Below are 24,743 nucleotides of genomic sequence, written 5' to 3'. Positions count from 1 at the left end.
GCAACGTGGCTGCGCGGTCCCTTGCCTGAAAAAATGGATACCACATTCTACCTGTATTGGGGCAGATAGTAGAATGTCAATGTCGTACTATTTTGGTCGGCCCCGAGAGCGGCCATTCGGCTGGCCCTGAAACGCAAAAGCCGGCTTGAAGCCGGCTTTTGGTAGCGATATCAACCTGCGGCAACAGGCCGATGATAAGAGATGGGAGCAGTCTCGCTCTGATCTTCAAAGGTGACCTTTTCCCAGGCCCCCTCGGTGGCCAGCAACTTGCGCAACAGCATGTTGTTCAGGTAATGGCCTGACTTGTAGCCGTAGAACTCGCCAATCAGGCTCTTGCCCAACAGGTACAGATCGCCAACGGCATCCAGTACCTTGTGCTTGACGAACTCGTCATCGTAGCGCAGGCCATCTTCGTTCAGGATCTTGAAGTCGTCGACCACAATGGCGTTTTCAAAGCTGCCACCCAGGACCAGATTCTGCGAGCGCAGGTATTCGATATCACGCATGAAACCGAAGGTGCGGGCCCGGCTGACTTCCTTGACGAACGACGTACTGGAGAAGTCCAGCACCGCTTCCTGGTTGCGGTTGGCAAAAGCCGGGTGGTCAAACTCAATGCAAAAGCCGACCTTGAAGCCGTTGAACGGCTTGAACGTCGCGGTCTTGCCTTCATGGCTGACCGTCACTTCCTGCTTGATGCGAATAAACTCCTTGGGTGCATCCTGCTCGGCAATGCCGGCAGACTGGACCAGGAACACGAACGGCGCGGCACTGCCGTCCATGATCGGCACCTCTTCGGCACTTAGCTCAACGTAGGCATTGTCAATGCCCAGGCCGGCCAGTGCGGACAGCAGATGTTCGACGGTGGCTACGCGGATGCCGTCACGCGCCAGGTTGGTCGACAGGGTGGTATCCGCCACGTTGTCGGCGCGCGCTTCGATCTCGAATACGGGGTCCAGGTCCACTCGGCGGAACACGATACCGGTATTGACCGGCGCCGGTTTCAGCGTCAGGTACACCTTTTGGCCTGTATGAAGACCGACGCCGGTGGCCTTGATGCTGTTCTTGAGTGTGCGCTGTTTGATCATCCGCTATGCCAACCTGAATATTGCAAAAATATTTTAAGATTTTAACAAACACGGTGTTGATTATACAATCAACACCGTACCCTGAATGCGACTTTTTCTCAGTCAGCCTGACGGCGCAGGAATGTCGGAATATCCAACGTGCCGTAGTCGTCCTTGCTGCTGGGCGCCTCCCCGCTCATGTCCTGCTTGGGCTTTTCGACCAACGCCTCTTCACGCTGGCGACGCAGAATGGTCGGCAGTTCGATCTCGTCCAGGTTCAGCGAGCCATCCGGCTTGCGGCTGTTGTTGCCCGCGCCTTGTACCACTTCCATCTCCGGCTCACGCACGCGATCCAGGCCGGTGGCCACCACAGTCACCTTCAGGTCGTCGCCCAGTGACGGATCGATAACCGTGCCCACCACGATGGTCGCGTCCTCATCCGCGTACTGCTCGACGATGTTACCCACTTCGGTAAACTCGCCCAGGCTGAGATCTTCGCCCGCCGCAATGTTAACCAGAATGCCGCTGGCTCCTCGCAGATCGATGTCTTCCAGCAGCGGGCTGCGAATCGCCGCCTCCGCAGCCTCTTCGGCACGGCTGTCGCCGTGTGCGATCGCGGTTCCCATCATCGCCATGCCCATGGCCGACATCACGGTACGCACGTCGGCAAAGTCGACGTTGATCATGCCCGGGCGCGTGATCAGATCGGCAATGCCCTGCACCGCCCCCTTGAGCACATCGTTGGCGGCACTGAAGGCGTTCACCAGGCTGCAGTTCTTGCCCAGCACCTGCATCAGCTTCTCGTTGGGGATGATGATCAGCGAGTCAACGGCATCGCGCAGCTCGGTGATGCCCGCCTCGGCGATCTTCATGCGCTTGCGGCCTTCGAACGGGAACGGGCGCGTCACCACCGCCACCGTCAGGATGCCCAATTCACGAGCCACCTCGGCCACAATCGGTGCGGCACCGGTACCGGTCCCCCCCCCCATGCCGGCCGTAATGAAGACCATATCGGCACCGGACAGCGTCTCGGCAATGCGCTCGCGATCTTCCAGCGCCGCCTGGCGGCCGATCTCCGGGTTGGCACCGGCACCCAACCCCTTGGTCAGGTCGCCACCGATATGCAGCGCCGTACGGGCAGCATTGCGGCTCAGCGCCTGGGCATCGGTGTTGGCACAGATGAATTCAACACCCTCAACCTCACGATCCACCATGTACTGCACGGCGTTGCCGCCGCCACCGCCAACCCCGATCACTTTGATCAGGGCGCTTTGCGTTACACTCTCGACCAGTTCAAACATTTTCCCCCTCCTCTCCGGACGCCTGCCACTACCTTCCGGCGTTTCCGGCGACTAGCAAATTGTAATGAATTCTTAGAAGTTGACCTGCAACCACTCTTTTATACGTTTCAGGTAATCGGTTGCCCCCGGCCGCGGCTCGCGTTCCGTCACCGGCACCATTTCCTGTGTGTTCTCTGCCATAATCGGCGCCATCGGTACTTCGTGGTCCTGACGCGCATAGTGCAGCAGGCCAATCCCCGTGGCGTAAATCGGATTGCTCAGCTGTGTCTCCATGCCGCGAATGCCCTGCGGCTTGGCCAGGCGCACCGGCATATGGAAAATCTCTTCCGCCAGCTCGACTGCGCCTTCCATTTTCGCCGTGCCGCCGGTCAACACGATACCGGCCGCCACCAGGTCCTCAAACCCGCTGCGACGCAGTTCAGCCTGCACCAGCGTAAACAGCTCCTCATAACGGGGCTCGACCACTTCCGCCAGCGCCTGACGCGAAAGATCCCGTGCCGGACGGTCACCCACGCTGGGCACCTTGATCATCTCATCCGACTGCGCCAGCTGTGCCAGGGCGCAGGCGTACTTGATCTTGATCTGCTCGGCATGCTGCGTCGGCGTCCGCAGAGCCATGGCAATATCGTTGGTCACCTGATCACCGGCAATGGGAATCACCGCCGTGTGTCGAATCGACCCAGCCGTGAAGACCGCAATATCCGTGGTACCACCACCGATATCCACGATGCAGACGCCCAGATCCTTTTCGTCTTCAGTCAGCACGGCGTAACTGGAAGCCAACTGCTCCAAAACCACGGCATCCACTTCCAGACCACAGCGACGAATGCACTTTTCGATATTCTGCACCGCATTGGTGGCACCGGTCACCAGGTGAACCTTGGCTTCAAGGCGGACTCCGGACATGCCCAGAGGTTCCTTGATACCTTCCTGATTATCGATCAGGTACTCCTGCGGCAGGATATGCAGAATCTTCTGATCCGCCGGAATCGCAACCGCACGCGCCGCATCAATAACCCGCTCCAGGTCGTAGTCAGAGACTTCCCGGTCACGCACCGCAACAATGCCATGCGAGTTGAGACTGCTGATATGGCTGCCGGCAATGCCGACGCTCACGCCATGCACCTTGCAGCCGGCCATCAGCTCGGCCTCTTCCACCGCGCGTTGAATCGAGCTGACGGTGGATTCTATGTTTACAACCACCCCGCGCTTGAGCCCACGCGAGGGCTGGGAACCGACACCGACGATCTCGATCGTGCCCTGGGGCGTCAACTCGCCGACCAGACACACCACTTTCGAGGTGCCGATATCGAGCGCCACGATCATGTTGCCTGCCATGTCACCCTTAACCTGCATTTTTGTTTCCTGATTCTGCGCGCCAACTTACGGCCACGCCGTTGGTGTAGCGAATATCAACCTGTTCTATCTGCGCGGCACGCTCGGCCAGGCGCGCCTGATAGATACGAATAAAACGTTTCAGCCGCGGCAGCAGCTGCTCTCGCCCCGCGACCACGCGGATGCCGTTGTCCAGCTCCAGTGTCCAGGCACCGCGTGATTCCAGCATCAGCCCGGTCAAGCGCAGGCCGGATGCCGAGAACATGCGGTTCAAGTCATGGTACTGCTGCATGATCTTCACGGTTTCGTGCGCCGGCCCGGTCAGCTTCGGCAATGCGGCGTACTCGGGCTTCAACTCCGGCCAGAAAATGTCGCCTTGGTGGTTGAGCAGCCCCTTGTCCCCCCAACGCGCGACCGGCACTTCTTCTTCCAGCTGAACTTCAAGTGCCGGTGGCCACTGCAAGCGCACACGGGCGCTGTAAACCCAGGGATCTTCCACCAGCTGCTGGTGCAGCTGCTGTAGATCGATCTGCAACATAGGCTGCTCAAGCCGATTGGCCAGCGCCTGCGCCAGCGCCTGCTTGTCCAGGTGGCGGGTGGCACCGGCCACACGCACCTCGCCCACCGGCCGGTCGAGCCAATGCCAGAACTCACGCAGCAGCGAACTGCCAATCCCGACAAACACCACCAGCAATGTCAGAATGACCAGCGCACGCCAGTGGCGGTCAAATCCATTGTCGGTCACCGATGGTGTTTCGGTCATGCTCACCCCTCAGCCGTCGCCAGAATGTTGACGACCAGCTGCTCGAAATCAATGCCGGCACGCGCGGCCGCCATGGGCACCAGGCTATGATCGGTCATGCCGGGCGCCGTATTCACCTCCAGCAGCTGGAAATGGCCATCGGCATCCATCATGGCATCTACCCGCCCCCAGGCGCGACAGCCAGCCACGTCGAACGCGCGCAGTGCCAACTGCTGCAGCCGTGCGGTCTGCTCCACGTCCAACCCGGTTTCGAAGTGATAATGCGTATCACCGGCCGAGTACTTGGCATCAAAGTCATAAAAATCATGCGGCGTTTCCAGCCGAATCACCGGCAATGCCTGACCGTTCAGCAGCGCGATGGTGAACTCGGGGCCGTTGACCCACTGCTCGGCGAGCACACAGCGGTCGTACTCGCGAGCCGCAGCAAATGCCGTTTCCAGTTCGGACCGGTTACGCACCTTGCTCATGCCGATGCTGGAACCTTCGTGGGCCGGCTTGACCATCAACGGATAACCCAGTACCGCTTCCACCTCGGCCAGATCCGCATACTCATCGAGAACGGCAAATGCCGGTGTCGGCAGCCCAGCACCCTGCCAGAGCTGCTTGCAGCGCAGCTTATCCATGCCCAGCGCCGAAGCGGCCACGCCACTGCCGGTATAGGGCTTACCCATCATTTCCAGCACACCCTGAATCGTGCCGTCCTCACCACCACGACCGTGCAGGATCAAAAAGGCGCGGTCAAATTCGCTGTCCAGCAGTTGGGCGACCGGGCTGGCACCGGAGCTGCCCAAGTCAATGGCAAACGCATCCACGCCCGCACCCTGCAGCCCGTTCAGAACGGCTTCGCCACTGCGCAGTGAAATTTCACGCTCGGCGGAGGTGCCGCCCATAATGACCGCAACACGCCCGAAGGTCGCCGCATCGGTTGAGGCCGACTTATGCATGCTCACCTCCCTTGGTACCGCGCACCAGGGATTCATTGACCAGCTGGTGGGCCAGACTGGTAATATTGCCGGCCCCCTGCGTCAACAGCAGGTCACCCGGCTGAAGAAGGTTGCGCAGAATGTCGGCAACCCCCTCGGGGCCATCCACATACACCGGCTCAACGCCGCGCTGACGAATGCTGCGACACAGACTGCGCGAGTCGGCCCCGGGAATCGGCTCCTCACCGGCCGGGTAGACTTCCATCAGCAGCAGCAGGTCGACCTCCGACAGCACCTGGACGAAGTCTTCATACAGATCGCGAGTACGGGTATAGCGATGGGGCTGATGAATCATCACCAGCCGACGCTCGGGCCAGCCTTCGCGAATCGCCTTGATCACGGCCTGCACTTCGGTCGGGTGATGACCATAGTCGTCCACCAAAGTGACGTTACCGCCTTCCACCGGCAGCTGGCCAAGCACCTGAAAACGGCGTCCGACACCTTCAAAACGAACCAGGGCGCGCATAATGGCCGCATCATCAATGCCCTCATCGGTTGCCACCGCAATGCAGGCCAGCGCGTTCAGCACATTGTGACGGCCCGGCATGTTCAGGCTCACCTGCAGCGGGGCATGGCCAGCCGGACGCTCTACCCGGAAGTGGGTCTGCATGCCGGCCTGCTTCAGGTCCACGGCACGGAAATCGGCCCCCTCATGGAAGCCATAGGTCAGCACCGGACGGCTGACATCCGGCAGGATTTCACGCACCACCGGGTCATCGGTACACAGAACCGCCAGGCCATAAAACGGAAGGTTGTGCAGGAAGTTGACGAACGTCTGCTTGAGCTTGCCGAAATCGCCGCCATAGGTGTCCATATGGTCGGCATCAATATTAGTGACAATCGCCACCATCGGCTGCAGATGCAGGAAGGACGCATCACTCTCGTCCGCTTCCGCTACCAGATAGCGACTGCCGCCCAGCTGAGCATTGGTACCAGCGCTGTTGAGGCGGCCACCGATCACGAAGGTCGGGTCCAGCTCGGCCTCGGCCATGATCGAAGCCATCAGGCTGGTGGTGGTGGTCTTGCCATGGGTACCGGCTACGGCGATGCCGTGACGGTAGCGCATCAGTTCCGCCAGCATCTCGGCACGGCGCACCACCGGGATGCGCTGCTCACGGGCCGCCGTCACTTCAGGGTTATCGGCCTTGACGGCGGTGGAGGTAACAACCACGTCCGCTCGCGCCACATTGCGCTCGGCATGTCCCATGAAAATCTCGGCACCCAGCGCCTGCAAGCGATCGGTGGTGGCGGAGGGACGAAGGTCAGAGCCGGAAATAGCATAGCCCTGATTGAGCAGCACCTCGGCAATCCCGCACATGCCCACACCGCCGATGCCGACAAAATGGATGCGGCGAATACGACGCATCTCCGGCACTTCATGAACCTTTACACTGCGGTTGTCCGCTTTCACTGCATTACCTCCAGGCAGACCGCTGCTACCCTGTCGCTGGCATCCGGCCGCGCCTGCTGTCGCGCACGGATCGCCATATCCAAAAGTTGTTGTCGCTCATTCAAATCCTGCAGCAGACGGGCCAAGGTCTCGGCGTCCAGCTCGGATTGCTGAATCATCCGTGCCGCACCGACCTGCTCCATATGCCGTGCATTGGCGGTCTGGTGATCATCCACCGCGTGCGGAAACGGCACGAACACGGCTGGCAGACCGGCTATTTCAATCTCGCTCACCGTCAACGCACCGGCACGGCAGAGCACCAGATCCGCCCAGCCATAGGCCTTATCCATGCGATCGATGAACGGCACCACACTGGCCTTCACGCCCGCCTCGGCATATGCCTGCTGCGTCACGTCTAAGTGGCGCTTGCCGGTCTGATGCCAAACCTGCGGGCGCTGCTCCGGCGCCAGCTGCGCAAGCGCCTGCGGCAGCACCTGGTTGATTGCCAGCGCACCCAGGCTCCCTCCCACGACCAGCAGGCGCAGCGGACCTTCACGCCCGGCAAGGCGCTGCTCCGGCGCTGGCAACTCCAGAATCGGGCCCCGTACCGGGTTGCCCGTTGTTTCAACATCATCACGACCGGCAAACGCCTGCGGGAAGGCCCGCAGCACCCGACGCGCCAAGCGTGCCAGTGTTTTGTTGGTCAGCCCCGGAATGGCATTCTGTTCATGCACCACCACCGGCACGCGCAGCAGCCAAGCGGCCAGCCCACCCGGGCCGGATGCAAAGCCGCCCATGCCCAGCACGGCATCCGGACGCACCCGACGCAGCACGGCCAGCGCCTGGCCCAGCGCATTAGCGACACGCAAGGGTGCCAGCAGCAAGCTTAACCGCCCCTTGCCCCGTAGCCCGGTCACGGAAATACGGTGCAAAGGAATGCCGGCGCCGGGCACAATCTCGTTCTCGATCCCGACGCGGCTGCCCAACCACTCAACCTCGACCCCCTGCTGCTGCAGCTTCTCGGCCGTGGCCAGCGCCGGAAAGACATGCCCGCCAGTTCCACCGGCCATGATCAGCACCTTACGTGGACGGGTGCTCATGATGCGTTCTCCTCGATTCTCAACAGCCGCCTCAACCAGGGCATTTCCAGCGGCGGCTGTTTCAGCCGCTCGCACTTCAATTCGTAATCCACCCGCAACACGATGGCGATCATGGTGGCACACACCAGCAGACTGGAACCGCCATAACTCAACAGTGGCAGCGTCAGCCCCTTGGTCGGCAGCGCACCGACATTAACCCCGATATTAATCAGCGCCTGACCGGCAATGATAAAGCCGAAACCATAGGTCAAGTACGCCATGTAAAAGCGGTTCTGCTTCTCGGCCTGGCGGCCGATGATGAAGATGCGTGCCACCAGCAGCACGTACAGCACGATGATCAGCAGCGCGCCCACCAGCCCCAGCTCTTCAGCCAGCACCGAGTAGACAAAATCGGTATGCGCTTCGGGCAGATAAAACAGTTTCTGAACACTGTTACCTAACCCGGTGCCGAACCAGTCACCACGGCCGAAGGCGATCTGCGCCTGGGACAGCTGATACCCGGCCCCGAAGGGGTCGGCCCAGGGATCCGAAAAGCTCTTCAGGCGTTCGATACGGTAGGGCTGAGCAAGGGCCAGCATGCCCCCGACGACCAGCGCCAGCAGTACCACCACCGTCAGCTGCAGCAAACGCATGCCGCCCAGAAACACCATACCCGCCACGGTCGCTACCATGACGACCATGGCACCGTAATCCGGCTCCATCAGCAGCGCGACACCGTAAACGGCCAGCGGCAGGGCCGGCTTGACCACGCCCCACCAGCCGCTACGCACTTCATCCAGCCGACGCACCAAGTACGCACTGATGAAAATCACCATACAAGCCTTGGCAATTTCGGATGCCTGCAGGTTGATCGGCCCCAGACCGATCCAGCGCCGCGAACCGTTGACCTCGCGCCCGATGCCGGGCACCAGGACCAGCGCCAGCAGAATCAGCCCAAACACCAGCAGCGCAAAGCTGTAGCGCTCCCAGGTGCGTACCGGTATGAGGATGGCCACACTGGCCGCCACCAGCGCCATCAGCACGAACAGGCCATGGCGCAGAATGAAATGGCCGGGCGAGCCGAAGTCTCGCGCCGCCACGTCCATGGATGCCGAGGTGATCATCACCAGACCGATCAGCATCAACGCCAGCGCACAACACAACAGCAGAGGGTCGACCGGCGCCACCCCCGACGGCGGCCGTACCCGTGCCGGCAGCAATGCATCAAGCCAGTGCAGTGCGAACTTCACTGCAACGCCTCCACCGCCTCTACAAAGCGATCACCCCGTTCACCGTATCCCGAGAACATGTCGAAGCTGGCACAGGCCGGTGACAGCAGCACCAGATCTCCCGGCTGCGCCAGCGCACGGGCCCGTGCCACGGCTGTCTCCATCGATACCGCCACATGCTGCGCCGGCCCCTGAATCTCGGCTCCGATCAGGGCGGCGTCGCGCCCCATCAGAATAAGGTCACGGCTGTACTGCTGCAGCGGACCATTGAGTTCAGCAAACGACTGTTCCTTGCCCACCCCACCGGCAATCAGGATCAGCTGTTGCCCCGGCGCCAGCGTGGCACCCAGGCCCTGCAGCGCCGCCAATGTGGCGCCCACGTTGGTACCCTTGGAATCATTGAAATAACTGACGCCGTCGACCTCGGCCACCCACTGGCAGCGATGCTGCAGCCCGGCAAAGCCCTGCAGCGCTTGCAGTGCCGCATCCCTAGGCACCCCCACAGCTTCAGCCAGGGCCAGCGCCGCCAGCGCATTGGCCAGATTGTGTCGGCCGCGAATTTTCAGAGCCGATGCCGGCAACAGACACTCCAGGCCGCATGCCAGCCAGGTTTCACCTGCCTGCTCGCGCAGGCCGTACTGTTTCAGATCCGGCACGCCCAACCCGAAGCTGCGCAGGGCTGTTCCTCGGGCCAGCAGCGGCTGGGTCAGCGGGTCATCACGGTTGGACAGCGCCAGGTTTGCGTTGCGATAGATGCGGTGCTTGGTCAGGGTGTAGTCCTGCATGCTGTCATAGCGGTCAAGGTGGTCCGGACTGACATTCAGCACCGTGGCAGCAGCCGCGCGCAGCTCATGCGTGGTTTCAAGCTGAAAGCTGGACAGCTCGAGCACATACAGCTCCGCCGGCTGCAGTAACAGGTCCAGCGCAGGGGTGCCGATGTTGCCGCCGACCCCCACCCGCAGCCCGGCCTGTTCCGCCATGAGCCCGACCAGCGTGGTGACTGTACTCTTGGCGTTGGAACCGGTGATGGCGACAATCGGCGCCTCGGCCTCACGGCAGAACAGGTCGATATCACCGATCAGCGCCGCGCCGGCCGCAACCGCTTCGGCAATAGCAGGGTGGCGCTTGTCTAGGCCCGGGCTGATGACCAGCTCCTGGGCCCGCCCCAGCCAGGCACTGTCGAGCGCCCCCAGGCGCAGCTCCACCTGCGGAAATTCGGCCCGGAAGGCTTCGGCCGCGGCCGGCGCATCGCGGGTATCACACACGGCAAACGGCACTCCGCTACGCTGGAAGTAGCGTGCACAGGCCAGGCCGGTCTGCCCCAGGCCGATGATGATGCGCTGCTTGTCCGTCGTGATCAGACTCACCCTGCTCTCCTGTCAGCGAATTTTCAGTGATGCCAGGCCGATCAGCACCAGCACAACGGTAATGATCCAGAAACGCACGATCACGCGCGGCTCGGGCCAGCCCTTAAGTTCAAAATGGTGATGGATCGGCGCCATGCGGAAGATGCGGCGGCCGGTCAGCTTGAACGAGGCCACCTGCAGAATCACCGATACGGTTTCCATCACGAACACGCCACCCATGATGACCAGCACCAGCTCCTGACGCACGATGACGGCGATCACCCCCAGCGCGGCGCCCAGCGACAGCGCACCCACATCACCCATGAAGACCTGCGCCGGGTACGTGTTGAACCAGAGAAAGCCCAGCCCGGCCCCAATAATGGCGCCGCAGAAAATAATCAGCTCGCCGGAGCCCGCCACGTAGGGAATCTGCAGGTAGTTGGCAAACTGAACATGGCCGCTCAGGTAGGCAAATACGGCCAGGGCGGCCGCAACCATGACGGTCGGCATGATCGCCAGACCATCCAGTCCATCCGTCAGGTTGACCGCGTTGGAGCTGCCGACAATCACGAAATAGGTAAAGACGACAAAGAAAATGCCCAGATCGATAGCCACGTCCTTGAAAAAGGGCACGATCAGCTGTGTTTCGATCGGCGACTGCGCCGTCATGTACAGCACCACTGCGGCCCCGATACCGGCTATCGACTGCCAGAAGTATTTCCAGCGTGCCGGCAGACCACGCGGGTTCTTCTCGACCACCTTGCGCCAGTCGTCCACCCAGCCCACCGCGCCGAAAATCAACGTCACGATCAGGGTCACCCAGACATAGCGACTGCTCAGATCGCTCCACAGCAGCGTGCTGATGGCGATCGACAGCAGAATCAACGCCCCGCCCATGGTCGGGGTGCCCGCTTTGCTCAGGTGTGACTGGGGACCGTCATCACGGATCGCCTGACCAATCTGTTTTTCCTTCAGCCGCGTAATCAGCCAGGGCCCCATGAACAGGGAAATGCCCAGGGCAGTGAGTATGCCCATGATGCCGCGCAGCGTGATGTAACGAAATACCCCGAAGCCGCTGTAAAACTGGGACAGGTAATCGGCAAGAAGCAGTAGCATGGTATTAGTGTTCCCCTTTCAGCAGGGCCGCAACTACCCTGTCCATCTGAGCGCTGCGCGAGCCCTTGACCAGCAAGGTGGTCTCGGGTGCCAGCAATGTGTTCAATCGTTCCAGCAAAAGAGCCTGGTCCTTAAAGTGTTCGGCGCCCGGCCGGTGCTGTGTAAAGGCGTCAACGGCCGCTTGCATCTGCGGCCCGACCACCAGCAAACGCTCGATGCCACGCTCAGCCGCATAGTGACCAACCTCGGCATGCAGGCGCAGCGACTCTGCCCCCAGCTCAGCCATATCGCCCAGCACCAGCAGGCGCTCGCCAGGCAGTTGCGCCAGCAGTTCGGTGGCCGCCTTGATCGCATCGGCGTTGGCGTTGTAACTGTCATCAATCAACAGCGCCCCGCTGGCCAGCGGATGCGGACTGAGACGTCCGGCCACCGGCGTAAAGCGGTCCAGCACGCCGGCAATCTGCGTCAGCGGCTGACCGGCTGCTACCCAGGCGGCGGCCGCCGCTGTGGCATTGGCCACGTTATGGCGCCCCAGCACCTGCAGGCACACCGGCAGCTGGTCGGTGCCGTCATCCAGCACGAAACGCCAGCTGCCGTCGGCATTCATCTCCAACCGGCTGGCACTGATATCCGCCGCACCGTTTTCAACGCCAAAGGTGAACACCCGGCGCTTGAGTCGGTGCAGGCGCTCAATCCATACCGAGGCATGCGGCGAGTCCAGATTGACCACGCCAACACCGCCTTCGCGCAGGCCACCGAAGATTTCGCCCTTGGCACGCACAACCCCTTCAAGTCCGCCAAAACCTTCCAGGTGCGCCCCCATGGCGTTATTCAACAACGCCACATCGGGCCGCGTCATGGCCACGGTGCGGGCAATTTCGCCCTGGGCGCTGGCCCCCAGCTCGACCACCGCCGAGCGGTGTTCCGGTGCCAGTCGCAACAACGTCAGCGGCGCACCGATCTCGTTGTTGAGATTGCCGGTCGTGGCCAGCACATCACCCTTGACGGCCAGCAGCCCGGCCAGCATTTCCTTGACCGTGGTCTTGCCACCGCTGCCGGTCACGGCAAAGACCGGCGCCTGAAACAGCGACCGATTGTAGCCGCCCAGCTGTCCCAGCGCCTGTAGGGTGTCGGCGACTACCAGCTGCGGCAGTCGGGTCTCGACCTCATGGTCTACCACAACCGCTGCAGCCCCCTTCAACTCGGCAGCACCGACAAAATCGTGCCCGTCAAAGCTCGGGCCTTTCAACGCCACGAACAGGTCGCCCGGCGCCAATTGGCGGCTATCGGTCACGACCCGTTCAATGGTGCAGTTCTCCCCCCGCTGCTGCGCACCCAGCACCGGCTGGAGCTCGTTCAGCTCAAAGGCGCGCATCATACCTCAGCTCCTTCCTGCAATACATGCCAGGCCTGTTGACAATCGTCAAAAGGCTCTTTGACTCCGTTGATTTCCTGCCAACGCTCATGCCCCTTGCCGGCAATCAGCACCATGTCCGGCGCATCGGCTTCGGTCAGGGCTCGGCGAATGGCGACGGCGCGATCCACTTCCAGCTGCAGATCAACTCCGGCCGGCACACCCGCCTGAATGTGCTCGATGATCGCCGCCGGCGATTCGGAGCGCGGGTTGTCACTGGTAATCACCAGCCGGTCCGCCAACTCCGCAGCCGTGCGCCCCATCTCCGGGCGCTTACCGGTATCGCGATCACCGCCACAGCCGAATACGCAGATTAGACGACCGCCCGCGGTGCGATGCAGCCGCAATGCCTGCAGCGCCTGCGCCAGGGCATCCGGGGTATGCGCATAATCCACCACCACGGCGGGGGCATGGGGCACTGAAGGCAGAACCTGCATGCGCCCCGGTACCGGGGCCAGCTTGCCGAGCGCCACGGCAATCTCGGCGGCTGAATACCCCAACCCGTGTAGCAGAGACGCACACAGCAGCAGGTTGCTGACATTGAAACTGCCCAGCAGCGGCGCCCGCACCTCGGCGCGCTCGCCTTCCAGTACAAGCGTGAAGTGTATGCCATCCGGCCTGAATAACAGCTGCTCGGCCTGCACGTCGGCGCCGGGCTCGCTCATGGCAAACCCCAGCACCCGGGCCGGACGCGGCTGCATCTGCTGCCATAGGGTGCGGCCAAACACGTCATCGAGGTTGATTGCCTGCAGCGCCGGGGCGTACTGCAAGAACAGCCGCGCTTTGGCATCGCCGTAGCAGGCCATGTCGCCGTGATAGTCCAGGTGATCCCGGGTCAGATTGGTAAAGCCGGCAGCAGCAAAGTGCACCCCGGACACCCGCTGTTGATCCAGCGCATGACTGGATACTTCCATGACCACGTACTCGGCACCCTGCTCAAGCAGCTCGGCCAGCAGCGCCTGCAGCGCAACGGCATTCGGCGTGGTATGGGTGGCTGGCTGAAGGTTGTCCAGCAGACCATTGCCCAGCGTGCCGATGACCGCCGCACGGTGCCCCAGTTGCTCAAGCGCCTGGGCCATGTAGTGACTGCAAGACGTCTTGCCGTTGGTGCCGGTAACGCCAATCACCTTGAGGTGATGGCTGGGATTGCCATGAAAGCGGCTGGCCACTTGGCCGATCTGCGTATCCAGGTCGTCCACCTCAAGCACCGGTATCGCCAGGCTGCCGCGCTCCCCATCACGCAGCTCGCCCCGCTGCACCAGAACGGCAACGGCACCACGACGCTCGGCATCCACCATGAAATCAGCACCGCGGCTGGCCACGCCACTGCGCGCGAAAAACAGATCGCCCGACCGCACCAGACGGCTATCCAGCGCCAGTCCCGTGACGACGGGCACCTGCTCGACCGGCACGGCAATCGCCACATCGGGCAACAGAACAGACAGGGATTGAGGTTGTGGATTCATTGCATCGCCACCTGTGATGAATCGGGGGGTTCAGGCCAGCGGTCCGGCGGAACATTCAGCAACCGCAGTGCGCCAGCCGCAATGCGGGAAAAAATCGGCGCGGCCACGAGACCACCGTAATATTCCTGCCCTTTGGGGTTGTCGACCATCACGGCAATGACCAGCCGCGGATTGCTGATCGGCGCTACGCCGGTGAATACCGAGACATACTTGTCCTCGGCATAGCCACCGCCACTGGCTTTGTGCACGGTGCCGGTTTTGCCACCGACACGATAGCCCTCAACCGCCGCACGGCGCCCTGTACCGCGCGGTCCGATCACGGTCTCCAGCATTTCCAACACCTGCGGGGCCACGCCGGGCGGCATGACACGGGTACCGTCGGTCGGCTGCTCGCGCTTCAGCAGCGTCACCGGCCGCATGACACCATCGGCCGCCAGCGGAATATAGGCCTGCGCCAGCTGCAGCAGTGTCGTCGATAGGCCGTAGCCGTACGACATGGTGGCACGCTCAACCAGCTGGCGCTCATTCAGGTAGGGCAGCACGCCGGTACGCTCGCCCGGAAAGCCGGTGCCGGTATCACGGCCCAGGCCCACGTTATGCAAGAGATTGCGCACGGCATCCGGTTCCATGGCCAGCGCCAGCTTGGTCACACCGACATTGCTCGATTTGGTGATGATACTGGTCAGGCTCAGCTCACCGTAGTCTCGGTGGTCCTTGATGCTCGCACCCAGTACGCGGATGTAGCCCGGCGACGTATCCACCAGGGTGTCGCGGGTGTAGTCGCCACTCATCAATGCAGCCGCCACGGTGAACGGCTTGATGGCCGAGCCCGGCTCGAACAGGTCAGTCAAGGCTCGGTTGCGCAGCGCGCCAGTATTGAGCTCGGAACGATCATTGGGGTTGTAGGACGGCTGATTAACCAGCGCCAGCACTTCGCCGGTCTGAGCATCCAGCACCACAGCCGAGCCAGAGTCGGCCTGGTGCACCTCCACCGCCGCCTTCAATTCGCGGTAGGCCATGTACTGTACTCGCTGATCAATGCTCAACTGCAGCGATTCACCGGGGTCAGCATCCTGCAGTGAACGGATATGCTTGATGGTCCGACCGACCCGATCCTGGAGCACCAGCTTGCGACCGGGCTCGCCGCGCAGTATCTGGTTGTAGGCCAGCTCCAGGCCTTCCTGGCCCTCGCCATCCACATTGGTAAAGCCCACCAGATGTGTGCTTACTTCGCCGCTGGGGTAGTAACGCTTGTATTCGCGATCGACATGAATGCCATCGATATCGAGCGCTTCAACCGCCTCCGCCAACTCCGGCGTCACCTGACGCTTGAGGTACAAAAAACGGCGCTCATGATTCGCGGTTAATTCGTGCCGCAGCGCCTGGGGCGGCTCGCCCAGCAGCTGCGCCAGGCGGGTCAGGCCGGCATCTTGCAGATCCATCATTAACGGGTCGGCCCAGATGGTGGCGACCGGCGCACTGACGGCCAGAGGCTCGCCGTTGCGGTCGGTAATCAGTCCTCGGTGGGCCGGGATCAGCATGGTACGCAGGGCACGCTTGTCACCCTGACTGCGCAAAAAGGCCTGCTCAGCCGAATATAGAGAGAACAGCTTGGAAGAAATGCCCGCCACGATGGCGACCAGCAGCACCAGAACCAGCCAAATACGCCAGCCACGAGCGGCGAGCGCCTGGTTTTCGCTCGTTTTACTGCTGCTCATAACGCACGATCTCGATCGCTTCGGTTGCGGGTATCACCATATCCATTTCGGACGTTGCCAGTGCCTCGATGCGGTGATGTGCCGACCAGACACTCTGCTCCAGCAGATACTGCCCCCACTCCACCTGTAACTCGTCCCACTGGCGCACCAACACCTGGTGCTCGTTGAACAGGCGCCGATATTCATAAGCCGAGAAGATCACGGCCATGGCACTGCCCATGACCATCAGCGTCAGTAGCAGCACCAGCACAACCGGACCGGCCAGCTCGGATGCGCCGAGCATGTTGACCGGCACCGGGCGCGCCTTGCGCTCGGGCAGCCAGCGGCGCAGCCGCACCTTGAGCTGCTCCTGCCACGCATCAACCTGCCCGCCGATATCGGGCCACTTCAGCGCAAGGCGCACGGCCATCAAGCCAGTTTGATGGCGGCACGCATCACTGCACTGCGCGCCCGCGGATTCTTGTCAAGTTCATCCTTGCCAGCCTTGGTGGCTTTCCCTGCCGCTTTCAAACGCCGCTTGAGCATGGCATCGGTTACCGGCACGCCCGGTGGCAGATGCTCATCGCCCTTCACATGACGACGAATAAAACGTTTTACGATCCGGTCTTCCAACGAGTGAAAGCTGATCACGACCAGCTTGCCACCGGGTGCCAACACTTCCAGCGCCTGGTCGAGACAGTCTTCCACATCCGCCAGTTCGCGGTTGATGTGGATACGAATACCCTGGAAGGCGCGAGTGGCCGGATTCTTGCCCTTTTCCCAGCGCGGATTGGCCTCCGCGATAATTTTGGACAGGCGCGCGGTTGTGGTGATCGGTGCCTGCTCGCGCTCAGCCACGATGGCCCGTGCCATGCGGCGCGAAAAGCGCTCCTCGCCGTACTGATAAATGACGTCGGCAATTTCGGTTTCGGAGGCGCGATTGATCCAGTCGGCCGCACTTTCGCCGGACGTGGTATCCATACGCATGTCCAGGGGGCCGTCGTTGAGGAAGCTGAAACCGCGTTCGGGATCATCCAGCTGCGGTGAACTGACACCCAGGTCCAGCAGTACGCCGTTGACCTTGCCCATCAGGCCGCGCTTTTCCACGAAGGACTGCAGTTCGGCAAAGGAGCCATGTTCGATGCTGAAACGGGGCTCGTCGGCAAAGCGCTCGCCGGCATGGCGAATAGCTTCCGGGTCCTTGTCGATGGCCATCAGCCGGCCCTTGTCGGACAGGGATTTCAGAATGAGGGCACTGTGCCCCCCGCGTCCGAAGGTCCCGTCGATATAGAACCCGTCCGGGTCATCGACCAGCGTTTGAACCGCTTCTTCGAGCAGCACGGTAATGTGACTGAATGTCTGACTCATGATGTTCCGTTGGCTTGTCAGTTAAAGCGACAGCGACAGCAGCTCGTCGGGAATATCGTCATCCTCGTCGGCCTGCAGATACGCGTCGCGCGTGCTGTTCCAGAGCGTCTCGCTCCAGATCTCGAATTTGGTGCCCTGCCCCAGCAGAATCACCTTCTTGTCCAGACCGGCATACTCGCGCAGAGGGGCCGGCAGCAACATGCGGCCATTGCCGTCCAGCTCAAGATCGGTCGCGTGGCCGGTCAGCAATCGCTGTATCCGTCGTACGGCCCGGTTGAAACTGGGCAAGGCGTCAATACGCGCCTGGATTTCGTCCCATTCGGGCTGCGGGTAGAGCAGCAGGCACTGATCCTCGGTGTCGATCGTAACCACCATTCGCCCGTCACAATGTTCCCGCACCGAATCACGATAGCGCGCCGGCAGGGCCATGCGGCCTTTGGCATCGAGATTGATCGGATTCATCCCGCGGAACATTATGCCCACCGCTGCACCCAGAATTACCCACTTTTATCCACTTTTTCCCACAAGGCGACACTATAGGTAGTAAGCCCAGTAGATGCAAGGTGATGTAAAGCAACCGGGACAATTTTTCAGACATCGAACCGGAACGAGAACTTATCAGAATAATCCTTATTAAACAGAAACTTAACAAACATTTTCAAGAATATGAAACGAGCCAAACGGCAGCAGACCGGATGATGAGCATCATTAATGGGACACCCCCTGTTTCATGAATGAAACAGCAAGACATAAACAGTTGTTTGATTAAAAAACATGCAGTCAGAACACCTGTTGATAAATAAACATGAAAGGATTGAAAGCGGCACAATACTTATATAAGTTTTATCTTATATAAAATGATAATGACCGGCCAAATCACGGCGGCTCATATTCAGGACATCAGGGAGATACAGCATGCGTCATGTACAGGTTGCCGTTATCGGCGCCGGCAGTGCCGGCCTTACCGCCTACCGCGAAGCCAGGCGCCATTCGGACGCCGTGGTTCTGATCGATCCCGGCCCGCTAGGCACCACCTGCGCTCGTGTCGGCTGTATGCCGAGCAAGTTGCTGATCGCGGCCGCTGACACCGCCTGGCACGCACGCCATGCCGATACCTTCGGCATCCAGATACCCGATATCCGGGTCGATGGCCAGGCCGTAATGACACGGGTTCGCCAGATGCGAGACCGGTTCGTGGCCAAGGTGCTTGAAGGCATGACAAGTATACCGGCTGCGGACCGAATCGAAGCCACCGTGCACTTTGCATCCGACCATGAGTTGCACACGTCGGACGGTCAACGGTTGCATGCCGAGCGCATCGTCATTGCTACCGGCTCCCGGCCCAGCATACCCGGTTTTCTGCGGGCCGCCGGTGATCGGCTGATCGTCAATGATGACCTGTTCGAGTGGACACGTCTGCCCACGTCCGTAGCGGTGTTCGGCCCCGGCGTGATCGGGCTGGAACTGGGACAGGCCCTGAGCCGCCTGGGCGTACGCGTCCGCATGTTCGGTGTTGGGGGCGCACTGGGCCCGATCGAGGATACCGATGTGCGCAAGGCGGCTCATGACAGCTTCAGTGCCGAGTTTCCGCTGGATGCCGATGCGTCCGTCAACGCCATTCACCCATCGGGCCAACAGGTGGAGGTGACGTTCATTGGTGCAGATGGCTCCCCGATAACCGAGTGCTTCGACTACCTGCTCGCCGCCACCGGCCGCCGCCCGAATGTGGACGGACTGGCGTTGGAAAACACTACACTGAAATGCGACGCCCGGGGGCTGCCCCTGTTTGATCCCCACACGCTGCAGTGCTCCGTGCCACACATCTTCATTGCCGGCGACGCCAATAACCACCTGCCACTATTGCATGAAGCGGCCGATGAAGGTGCCATTGCCGGTCGCAACGCCGCCTGCTTGCCCGATATCACACCGGGCCACCGCACCACGCCACTGGCGATCGTGTTTACCGATCCTCAGATCGCAACGGTAGGCGCAAGGCCGGCAGATATTGAGCAGCAGTACCCGGGTCGATTCGCCGTGGCGCACTTCAGGTTCAGTGATCAGGCGCGGGCCAAAGTACTGGCTCGGGACAAGGGGCTGATGAAGGTCTGGGCTGAATGCGGCAGCGGCCGTGTGCTGGGTGCCGAACTCCTGGGGACCGATGTGGAGCACCTGGCACACCTGTTAGCCTGGTCAATCGAACAGCAACTGAGCGTTGACCAACTGCTGGCCATGCCTTATTACCATCCAGTCATTGAAGAGGGCCTGCGCAGCCTGCTGCGTAGCCTTAAAGCGAAGCTTTAACACCGCATACACCCAAAGGGGCGCCACAGCGCCCCTGAAAAGTCGGTCACATGTTGGGATAATTCGGGCCACCGGCGCCTTCCGGCACCACCCAGGTGATGTTCTGCGCCGGGTCCTTGATGTCGCAGGTCTTGCAGTGCACGCAGTTCTGACCGTTGATCTGGAACTGAGGGCCGTTCTCGCCTTCCACCACCTCATACACCCCCGCCGGGCAGAAGCGCTGGGCCGGTTCGGCAAATTTCGGCAGGTTCTGGCTGATCGGAATGCCGGCGTCCTTCAGCTGCAAGTGGCAAGGCTGATCTTCTTCGTGGTTGGTGTTGGACAGGAACACCGAGGAAGGCTTGTCGAAGGAGAGCACGCCATCCGGCTTGGGATAGTTGATCACCGGTGACTGATCCGCCGGTTTCAGCTGGGCATAGTCGTGATGACGGTCGTGCAGGGTCAGCGGAATCTTGCCGCCGAACCAGTTCTGATCCACGTAGTTGAACGCGCCACCCAGCCAGGTGCCCAGCTTGTGCATGGCAGGCCCGAAGTTACGCGAACGGTACAGCTCGTCATACAGCCAGGAGGCCTTGAACGCATCGGTGAAGCCGGACAGGTCGCGACCGCCCTCATCACCGGCCAGCAGCGCGGCGCTGATCGCTTCGGCAGCGATCATCCCGGACTTCATCGCCGTATGAGTGCCCTTGATCTTGGCGAAGTTGAGCGTACCCGCATCACAGCCGAGCAACAGCGCGCCGGGCAGGGTCATTTTCGGCAGTGCGTTGAAGCCGCCCTTGGTGATCGCACGGGCGCCGTAGGAGACGCGTTTGCCACCTTCGAGAGCCTGGCTGATCTCCGGGTGATGCTTCATGCGCTGGAACTCGTCAAAGGGGCTCAGCCAGGGGTTGTCGTAGTTGAGGTCGGTGATCAGGCCGACCACCACCTGGTTGTCATCGGTGTGATAGAGGAAAAAGCCACCCGTGGCACCGGCCTCGCTCAGCGGCCAACCGGAACCGTGTACCACCAGGCCGGGCTGGTGTTTGGCCGGATCGATATCCCAGAGCTCCTTGATACCGATGCCGTAATGCTGGGGATCGGCATCCTGATCCAGCTTGAAGCGGCTGATCAGCTGCTTGCCCAAGTGGCCGCGGCAGCCCTCGGTAAACAGGGTGTATTTGGCATGCAGTTCCATGCCTTCCATGTAGTTGGGGCCCTGCTCACCGGCGGCGGTGACGCCCATGTCGCCGGTGGCGATCCCCTTGACGCTGCCGTCGTCGTTATACAGGATTTCGGCGGCGGCAAAGCCCGGGAAGACCTCCACGCCCAGCGCCTCAGCCTGCTCGCCCAACCAGCGGCAGACATTGCCCAGGCTGACGATATAGTTGCCGTGGTTGTGCATCGGCTTGGGAATCAGCGCGTTGGGCAGAACGGTGGCCTTATCCGCATTCTTGAGCATCACCACCCGATCTTCGGTGACGGCGGTATTCAGCGGCGCCCCCCGCTCTTTCCAGTCGGGAAACAGCTCATCCAGGGCGCGGGTTTCCATCACCGCACCGGACAGAATATGAGCACCGACTTCAGAGCCCTTCTCCACCACGCAGACGGTCAGCTCCTGCTCGGCGGCCTGAGCCTGCTGCATCAGGCGACAAGCGGCGGACAACCCCGCGGGGCCGGCACCGACGATCACCACATCAAATTCCATCGATTCACGACTCATACTTCACATACCTCATCATCGACAGAGTCCGGAACAGGCTGTAACGCACTCAGACTGGCGATCACCGTATCCACAAACACGTCTGCATTGCTTGAAATCGAAAAATAGTCGGCCCGCTGCAGCCAGCTGGTGACAAAACCGTCGATCATCGCCTTGATCAGCCAGGACGCGGCTTCAGGGTCGATGTTCACCGGCAGCTGACCGCGCCGAACGGCATTACGAATCACGCTGAGCCGGCGCTGATGCTGATAATCCATGAAACGCACCACCGGGTCGGTGCCGTCACGCTCACCGACACCGGAGCCTTCGCGGATGAACATCAGCATCATGCGGCGAAAGCAGGGGTCGTGCTCGATCCGGCTCAGCAGCGTCACCAACAACTGGCGCAGCTTGCCCAGCGGATCCCGTTCCTGATCGGACAGACAGGCATCGCTGAGCACCTTGAAGGGTTGGGAGTAGTGTTCACTGATCGCCTCGAACAGGTCCCACTTATTCTTGAAATGCCAATAGATCGCCCCGCGCGTGAAGCCGGCTTCCCGGGCGATGTCACTCAGCCGGGTAGCCGCCACGCCCTGCTCGGAGAACAGCTCAAGGCCCTTCTCCATAATGGCCAGGCGGGTGACTTCGGCTTCTTCGCGGGTACGACGCATACACAATCGCCTCAGGCCGTAATGGAGCCGCCGTTGAGCGGCAGTACCTGCCCCGACATCCAGGACGCTTCGCGGGACGCCAAATAGGCCACGGCGGCACCCACGTCTTCCGGCGTACCGGTGCGACCGACGGCGGTGGCCTTGGCATACTCGGCATAGTCACCGAAGTTGTTCATGGTGCCCAGGGACACCGCGTTGGCAGTAATGCCCTTGCGGCCCACTTCATGGGCCAGATGGCGCATGAAGCCCAGCGCGGCGGATTTGGCCGCGGCATAATTGGTCAGGCCAAACTGCAGGCCGGTACGCCAAGACTCGGAGCTGATAATCACGATGCGGCCAAAGCCCTGCTCCACCATGCCGTCCATGACGCGGCGCGTCAGTCCCAGAATGGCGCGCAGGTTCAGATCCAGCTGACGCTCGAAATCGTCGTCGGTGAGGTTTTCAAAATGGCTCAGCGAGTTGGGCATGCCCGGCGGCACTCCGGCATTGTTGACCAGAATGCTGACCGGGCCGTACTCGCGCTCGGCGGTAGCGACAATGCTCTCACGCACCTCGGCATCGGTGATATCGCCCGGCGCGGCACACACCTCGAAACCCTCTTCACGCAACTGGGCCACGGCGCTTTCGGCCCGTTCCGGGTAAAAGTCATTGATCACGACCTTGGCACCCTGGGTCGCCAGCGAGCGGGCTACACCCAGCCCCATGCCCTGACCGGCTCCGGTCACCAAGGCCACCAATCCTTCGAGTTCAAACAGTTTCTGGCTCATCTTGTTGTCCTTATGGTTGAGCGTTCATTCAAGCTCGGCACCCGAGGGTGCCGAGCTTCAGGTCAGGCCATCAGCGGCGCTGTCGATCAGGGGCAAACCTCGAACAGGCCCGCTGCCCCCATGCCGCCGCCGATGCACATGGCGATGACCACATACTTGACGCCACGACGACGCCCTTCAATCAGCGCGTGACCGACCATGCGCGCACCGGACATACCGAACGGGTGGCCGATGGAGATGGCGCCGCCGTTCACGTTCAAGCGATCGTTGGGGATGCCCAGCGTGTCACGGCAGTACAGCACCTGACTGGCAAAAGCTTCGTTGATCTCCCACAGGCCCACATCGTCCACATTGAGGTTGAAGCGCTCCAGCAGCTTGGGAATGGCATACACGGGGCCGATGCCCATCTCTTCCGGCTTGCAGCCTGCCACCGCGATACCCTTGTAGATGCCCAGCGGCGCGATGCCGCGACGATCCGCTTCTTCCCGGCTCATCAACAGGGCAGCAGAGGCACCGTCGGAGAACTGGGAGGCGTTACCGGCGGTGACGTGTTTGCCTTCAGTCACCCACTGGCCGTCTTTCCACACCGGCGCCAGACCGGCCAGGCTTTCGTAAGTGGTCTGCGGACGGTTGCATTCGTCACGATCCGCCACCACTTCCTTGTGACCGGCGGGCTTGCGTTCTTCATCGAACACCAGCTTCTGCGCCGTCAGCGGCACGATCTCGTCATCGAACAGACCGGCTTCCTGCGCCGCAGCCGTGCGCTGCTGGCTCTGCAGGGCGTAACGGTCCTGCTCTTCGCGGCTGACGCCATAGCGCTCGGCGACCAGTTCGGCGGTTTCAATCATCGGAATGTAGGCACTGGGCACCACGTCCTTGACCGCTTCTGACTGGGCACGGTAAGTGTTCTTGTGCTTGGTCTGGGTCAGTGACAGCGACTCCACCCCCCCGGCGATGGCCACTTTCATCTCGCCCGCCAGGATGCTCTTGGCAGCCACACCGATGGTCATCAGACCGGAAGCACACATGCGATCCAGCGCCATGCCCGGCACGCTGTCGGGCAAACCGCCAGTGTACGCACAGAGACGGCCGATGTTGTACGCCTGGGTGCCCTGCTGAACGGCCGCGCCCATAATCACGTCTTCCACCGCTTCCGGCTCAATACCGGCACGCTCAACCACGGCGCGGACCACATGGCCCCCCAGCACCGGGGCTTCGGTATCGTTGAAGGAGCCGCGGAACGACTTGGTCAGCGCGGTACGCGCCGTGGATACAATAACTGCTTCGCTCATCTCGATTCTCCTTACTGAGCCGGGTTGAAGGTGTAGCGGCTGATGGTGTCAATGACGCAACCGGGACGGTCACTGCCTTCGATCTCGACACTGACGCGGACAGTCGCCTGCACCGACTGCTTGATCGACTCCACGGCGATCACTTCACCGCGACCGCGGATGCGGCTGCCCACCGGTACCGCCGCCGGGAAGCGCACCTTATCGCAACCGTAGTTGACGCCCATCTGCAGGTTTTTCACTTCCATCAATTGCGGCAGGAAGAGGTTCACCAGCGACAGGGTCAGGTAACCGTGGGCGATGCATGTGCCGAAAGGCCCTTCAGCGGCTTTCACCGGATCCACATGGATCCACTGGTGATCGCCGGTGGCTTCCGCGAACAGGTTGATCCGCTCCTGGGTGATCTCCAGCCACTCACTGCAGCCCAGATCCATCCCCTCGGCGGCCAGCAACGCCTCGGCGCTGCTGAACGTCTGATTAGCCATT

Annotated in this window: 22 protein-coding genes; 1 reads left to right on the top strand and 21 read right to left on the bottom strand. The window is 61.5% G+C overall.

Annotated features, from left to right (window positions below):
* Positions 1–170: 170 nt before the first annotated feature.
* From lpxC to mraZ, 16 genes are all read right to left on the bottom strand, one after another.
* Complete coding sequence (gene lpxC / locus KTN04_RS05060; protein ID WP_217334130.1) at positions 171–1,085, bottom strand: UDP-3-O-acyl-N-acetylglucosamine deacetylase; 915 nt, start codon at positions 1,083–1,085, stop codon at positions 171–173.
* Positions 1,086–1,183: 98 nt separating this feature from the next.
* Positions 1,184–2,365 carry a cell division protein FtsZ gene (ftsZ, locus tag KTN04_RS05055; protein ID WP_217334129.1) on the bottom strand — a complete coding sequence of 394 codons (1,182 nt, stop codon included), beginning with the start codon at positions 2,363–2,365 and terminating at the stop codon, positions 1,184–1,186.
* A gap of 72 nt (positions 2,366–2,437) precedes the next feature.
* Complete coding sequence (gene ftsA / locus KTN04_RS05050) at positions 2,438–3,721, bottom strand: cell division protein FtsA (RefSeq protein WP_254262386.1); 1,284 nt, start codon at positions 3,719–3,721, stop codon at positions 2,438–2,440.
* The gene (locus KTN04_RS05045) at positions 3,711–4,463 is read right to left on the bottom strand and encodes a cell division protein FtsQ/DivIB (protein ID WP_217334128.1); all 753 of its coding nucleotides are present in this window, start codon (positions 4,461–4,463) and stop codon (positions 3,711–3,713) included. The genes ftsA and KTN04_RS05045 overlap by 11 nt, the downstream gene beginning before the upstream one ends.
* A gap of 2 nt (positions 4,464–4,465) precedes the next feature.
* A complete protein-coding gene (locus tag KTN04_RS05040; protein WP_217334127.1) occupies positions 4,466–5,407 on the bottom strand; it encodes a D-alanine--D-alanine ligase in 942 nt (313 codons plus the stop codon).
* Positions 5,400–6,812: a UDP-N-acetylmuramate--L-alanine ligase gene (gene murC / locus KTN04_RS05035; RefSeq protein WP_217334270.1), complete on the bottom strand. Its 1,413-nt coding sequence runs from the start codon at positions 6,810–6,812 to the stop codon at positions 5,400–5,402. Before murC ends, KTN04_RS05040 begins: the two co-directional genes overlap by 8 nt.
* Before the next feature lie 41 nt (positions 6,813–6,853).
* Positions 6,854–7,936, bottom strand: coding sequence for an undecaprenyldiphospho-muramoylpentapeptide beta-N-acetylglucosaminyltransferase (gene murG / locus KTN04_RS05030; RefSeq protein ID WP_217334126.1), 1,083 nt, complete (start codon positions 7,934–7,936; stop codon positions 6,854–6,856).
* Positions 7,933–9,165 carry a putative lipid II flippase FtsW gene (gene ftsW, locus KTN04_RS05025; protein ID WP_217334125.1) on the bottom strand — a complete coding sequence of 411 codons (1,233 nt, stop codon included), beginning with the start codon at positions 9,163–9,165 and terminating at the stop codon, positions 7,933–7,935. Before ftsW ends, murG begins: the two co-directional genes overlap by 4 nt.
* The gene (murD, locus tag KTN04_RS05020; protein WP_217334124.1) at positions 9,162–10,511 is read right to left on the bottom strand and encodes a UDP-N-acetylmuramoyl-L-alanine--D-glutamate ligase; all 1,350 of its coding nucleotides are present in this window, start codon (positions 10,509–10,511) and stop codon (positions 9,162–9,164) included. The genes ftsW and murD overlap by 4 nt, the downstream gene beginning before the upstream one ends.
* A gap of 12 nt (positions 10,512–10,523) precedes the next feature.
* Positions 10,524–11,606 carry a phospho-N-acetylmuramoyl-pentapeptide-transferase gene (mraY, locus tag KTN04_RS05015; RefSeq protein WP_217334123.1) on the bottom strand — a complete coding sequence of 361 codons (1,083 nt, stop codon included), beginning with the start codon at positions 11,604–11,606 and terminating at the stop codon, positions 10,524–10,526.
* A gap of 4 nt (positions 11,607–11,610) precedes the next feature.
* Positions 11,611–12,984, bottom strand: coding sequence for a UDP-N-acetylmuramoyl-tripeptide--D-alanyl-D-alanine ligase (locus tag KTN04_RS05010; protein WP_217334122.1), 1,374 nt, complete (start codon positions 12,982–12,984; stop codon positions 11,611–11,613).
* Positions 12,981–14,486 carry a UDP-N-acetylmuramoyl-L-alanyl-D-glutamate--2,6-diaminopimelate ligase gene (locus tag KTN04_RS05005; protein ID WP_217334121.1) on the bottom strand — a complete coding sequence of 502 codons (1,506 nt, stop codon included), beginning with the start codon at positions 14,484–14,486 and terminating at the stop codon, positions 12,981–12,983. The genes KTN04_RS05010 and KTN04_RS05005 overlap by 4 nt, the downstream gene beginning before the upstream one ends.
* A complete protein-coding gene (locus KTN04_RS05000) occupies positions 14,483–16,204 on the bottom strand; it encodes a peptidoglycan D,D-transpeptidase FtsI family protein (protein ID WP_217334120.1) in 1,722 nt (573 codons plus the stop codon). Before KTN04_RS05000 ends, KTN04_RS05005 begins: the two co-directional genes overlap by 4 nt.
* Positions 16,191–16,613, bottom strand: coding sequence for a cell division protein FtsL (gene ftsL / locus KTN04_RS04995; RefSeq protein ID WP_217334119.1), 423 nt, complete (start codon positions 16,611–16,613; stop codon positions 16,191–16,193). The genes KTN04_RS05000 and ftsL overlap by 14 nt, the downstream gene beginning before the upstream one ends.
* Positions 16,613–17,551, bottom strand: coding sequence for a 16S rRNA (cytosine(1402)-N(4))-methyltransferase RsmH (gene rsmH, locus KTN04_RS04990; RefSeq protein WP_217334118.1), 939 nt, complete (start codon positions 17,549–17,551; stop codon positions 16,613–16,615). Before rsmH ends, ftsL begins: the two co-directional genes overlap by 1 nt.
* A 21-nt stretch (positions 17,552–17,572) precedes the next feature.
* A complete protein-coding gene (mraZ, locus tag KTN04_RS04985) occupies positions 17,573–18,025 on the bottom strand; it encodes a division/cell wall cluster transcriptional repressor MraZ (protein WP_217334117.1) in 453 nt (150 codons plus the stop codon).
* A 441-nt stretch (positions 18,026–18,466) separates the two neighbouring features.
* On the opposite strand from mraZ, the gene KTN04_RS04980 reads away from it, so the two are divergent.
* Positions 18,467–19,852 carry a dihydrolipoyl dehydrogenase gene (locus KTN04_RS04980; RefSeq protein WP_217334116.1) on the top strand — a complete coding sequence of 462 codons (1,386 nt, stop codon included), beginning with the start codon at positions 18,467–18,469 and terminating at the stop codon, positions 19,850–19,852.
* Positions 19,853–19,898: 46 nt separating this feature from the next.
* Here the strand turns inward: KTN04_RS04980 and KTN04_RS04975 are convergent, their stop codons facing one another.
* The 5 genes from KTN04_RS04975 to KTN04_RS04955 all read right to left on the bottom strand — a co-directional run bounded on the left by KTN04_RS04975 (position 19,899) and on the right by KTN04_RS04955 (position 24,742).
* Positions 19,899–21,551 (bottom strand): electron transfer flavoprotein-ubiquinone oxidoreductase, encoded by a 1,653-nt coding sequence (locus tag KTN04_RS04975; protein WP_217334115.1) that lies wholly within the window; start codon positions 21,549–21,551, stop codon positions 19,899–19,901.
* Entirely contained in the window at positions 21,548–22,201 is a 654-nt protein-coding gene (locus KTN04_RS04970; RefSeq protein ID WP_217334114.1) for a TetR family transcriptional regulator, read from the bottom strand. Before KTN04_RS04970 ends, KTN04_RS04975 begins: the two co-directional genes overlap by 4 nt.
* A gap of 11 nt (positions 22,202–22,212) precedes the next feature.
* Positions 22,213–22,968: an SDR family NAD(P)-dependent oxidoreductase gene (locus KTN04_RS04965; protein ID WP_217334113.1), complete on the bottom strand. Its 756-nt coding sequence runs from the start codon at positions 22,966–22,968 to the stop codon at positions 22,213–22,215.
* Between the two features lie 86 nt (positions 22,969–23,054).
* Complete coding sequence (locus KTN04_RS04960) at positions 23,055–24,260, bottom strand: acetyl-CoA C-acyltransferase (RefSeq protein ID WP_217334112.1); 1,206 nt, start codon at positions 24,258–24,260, stop codon at positions 23,055–23,057.
* An 11-nt stretch (positions 24,261–24,271) separates the two neighbouring features.
* Positions 24,272–24,742, bottom strand: coding sequence for a MaoC family dehydratase (locus KTN04_RS04955; RefSeq protein ID WP_217334111.1), 471 nt, complete (start codon positions 24,740–24,742; stop codon positions 24,272–24,274).
* Between the last annotated feature and the right edge of the window lies 1 nt (position 24,743).

Origin of the sequence: Marinobacterium weihaiense (assembly GCF_019061305.1) — a bacterium.
GTDB classification, from domain to species: domain Bacteria; phylum Pseudomonadota; class Gammaproteobacteria; order Pseudomonadales; family Balneatricaceae; genus Marinobacterium; species Marinobacterium weihaiense.
Note: the sequence above shows the minus strand (reverse complement) of the source record. Positions and strands in the feature narration are given on the sequence as shown.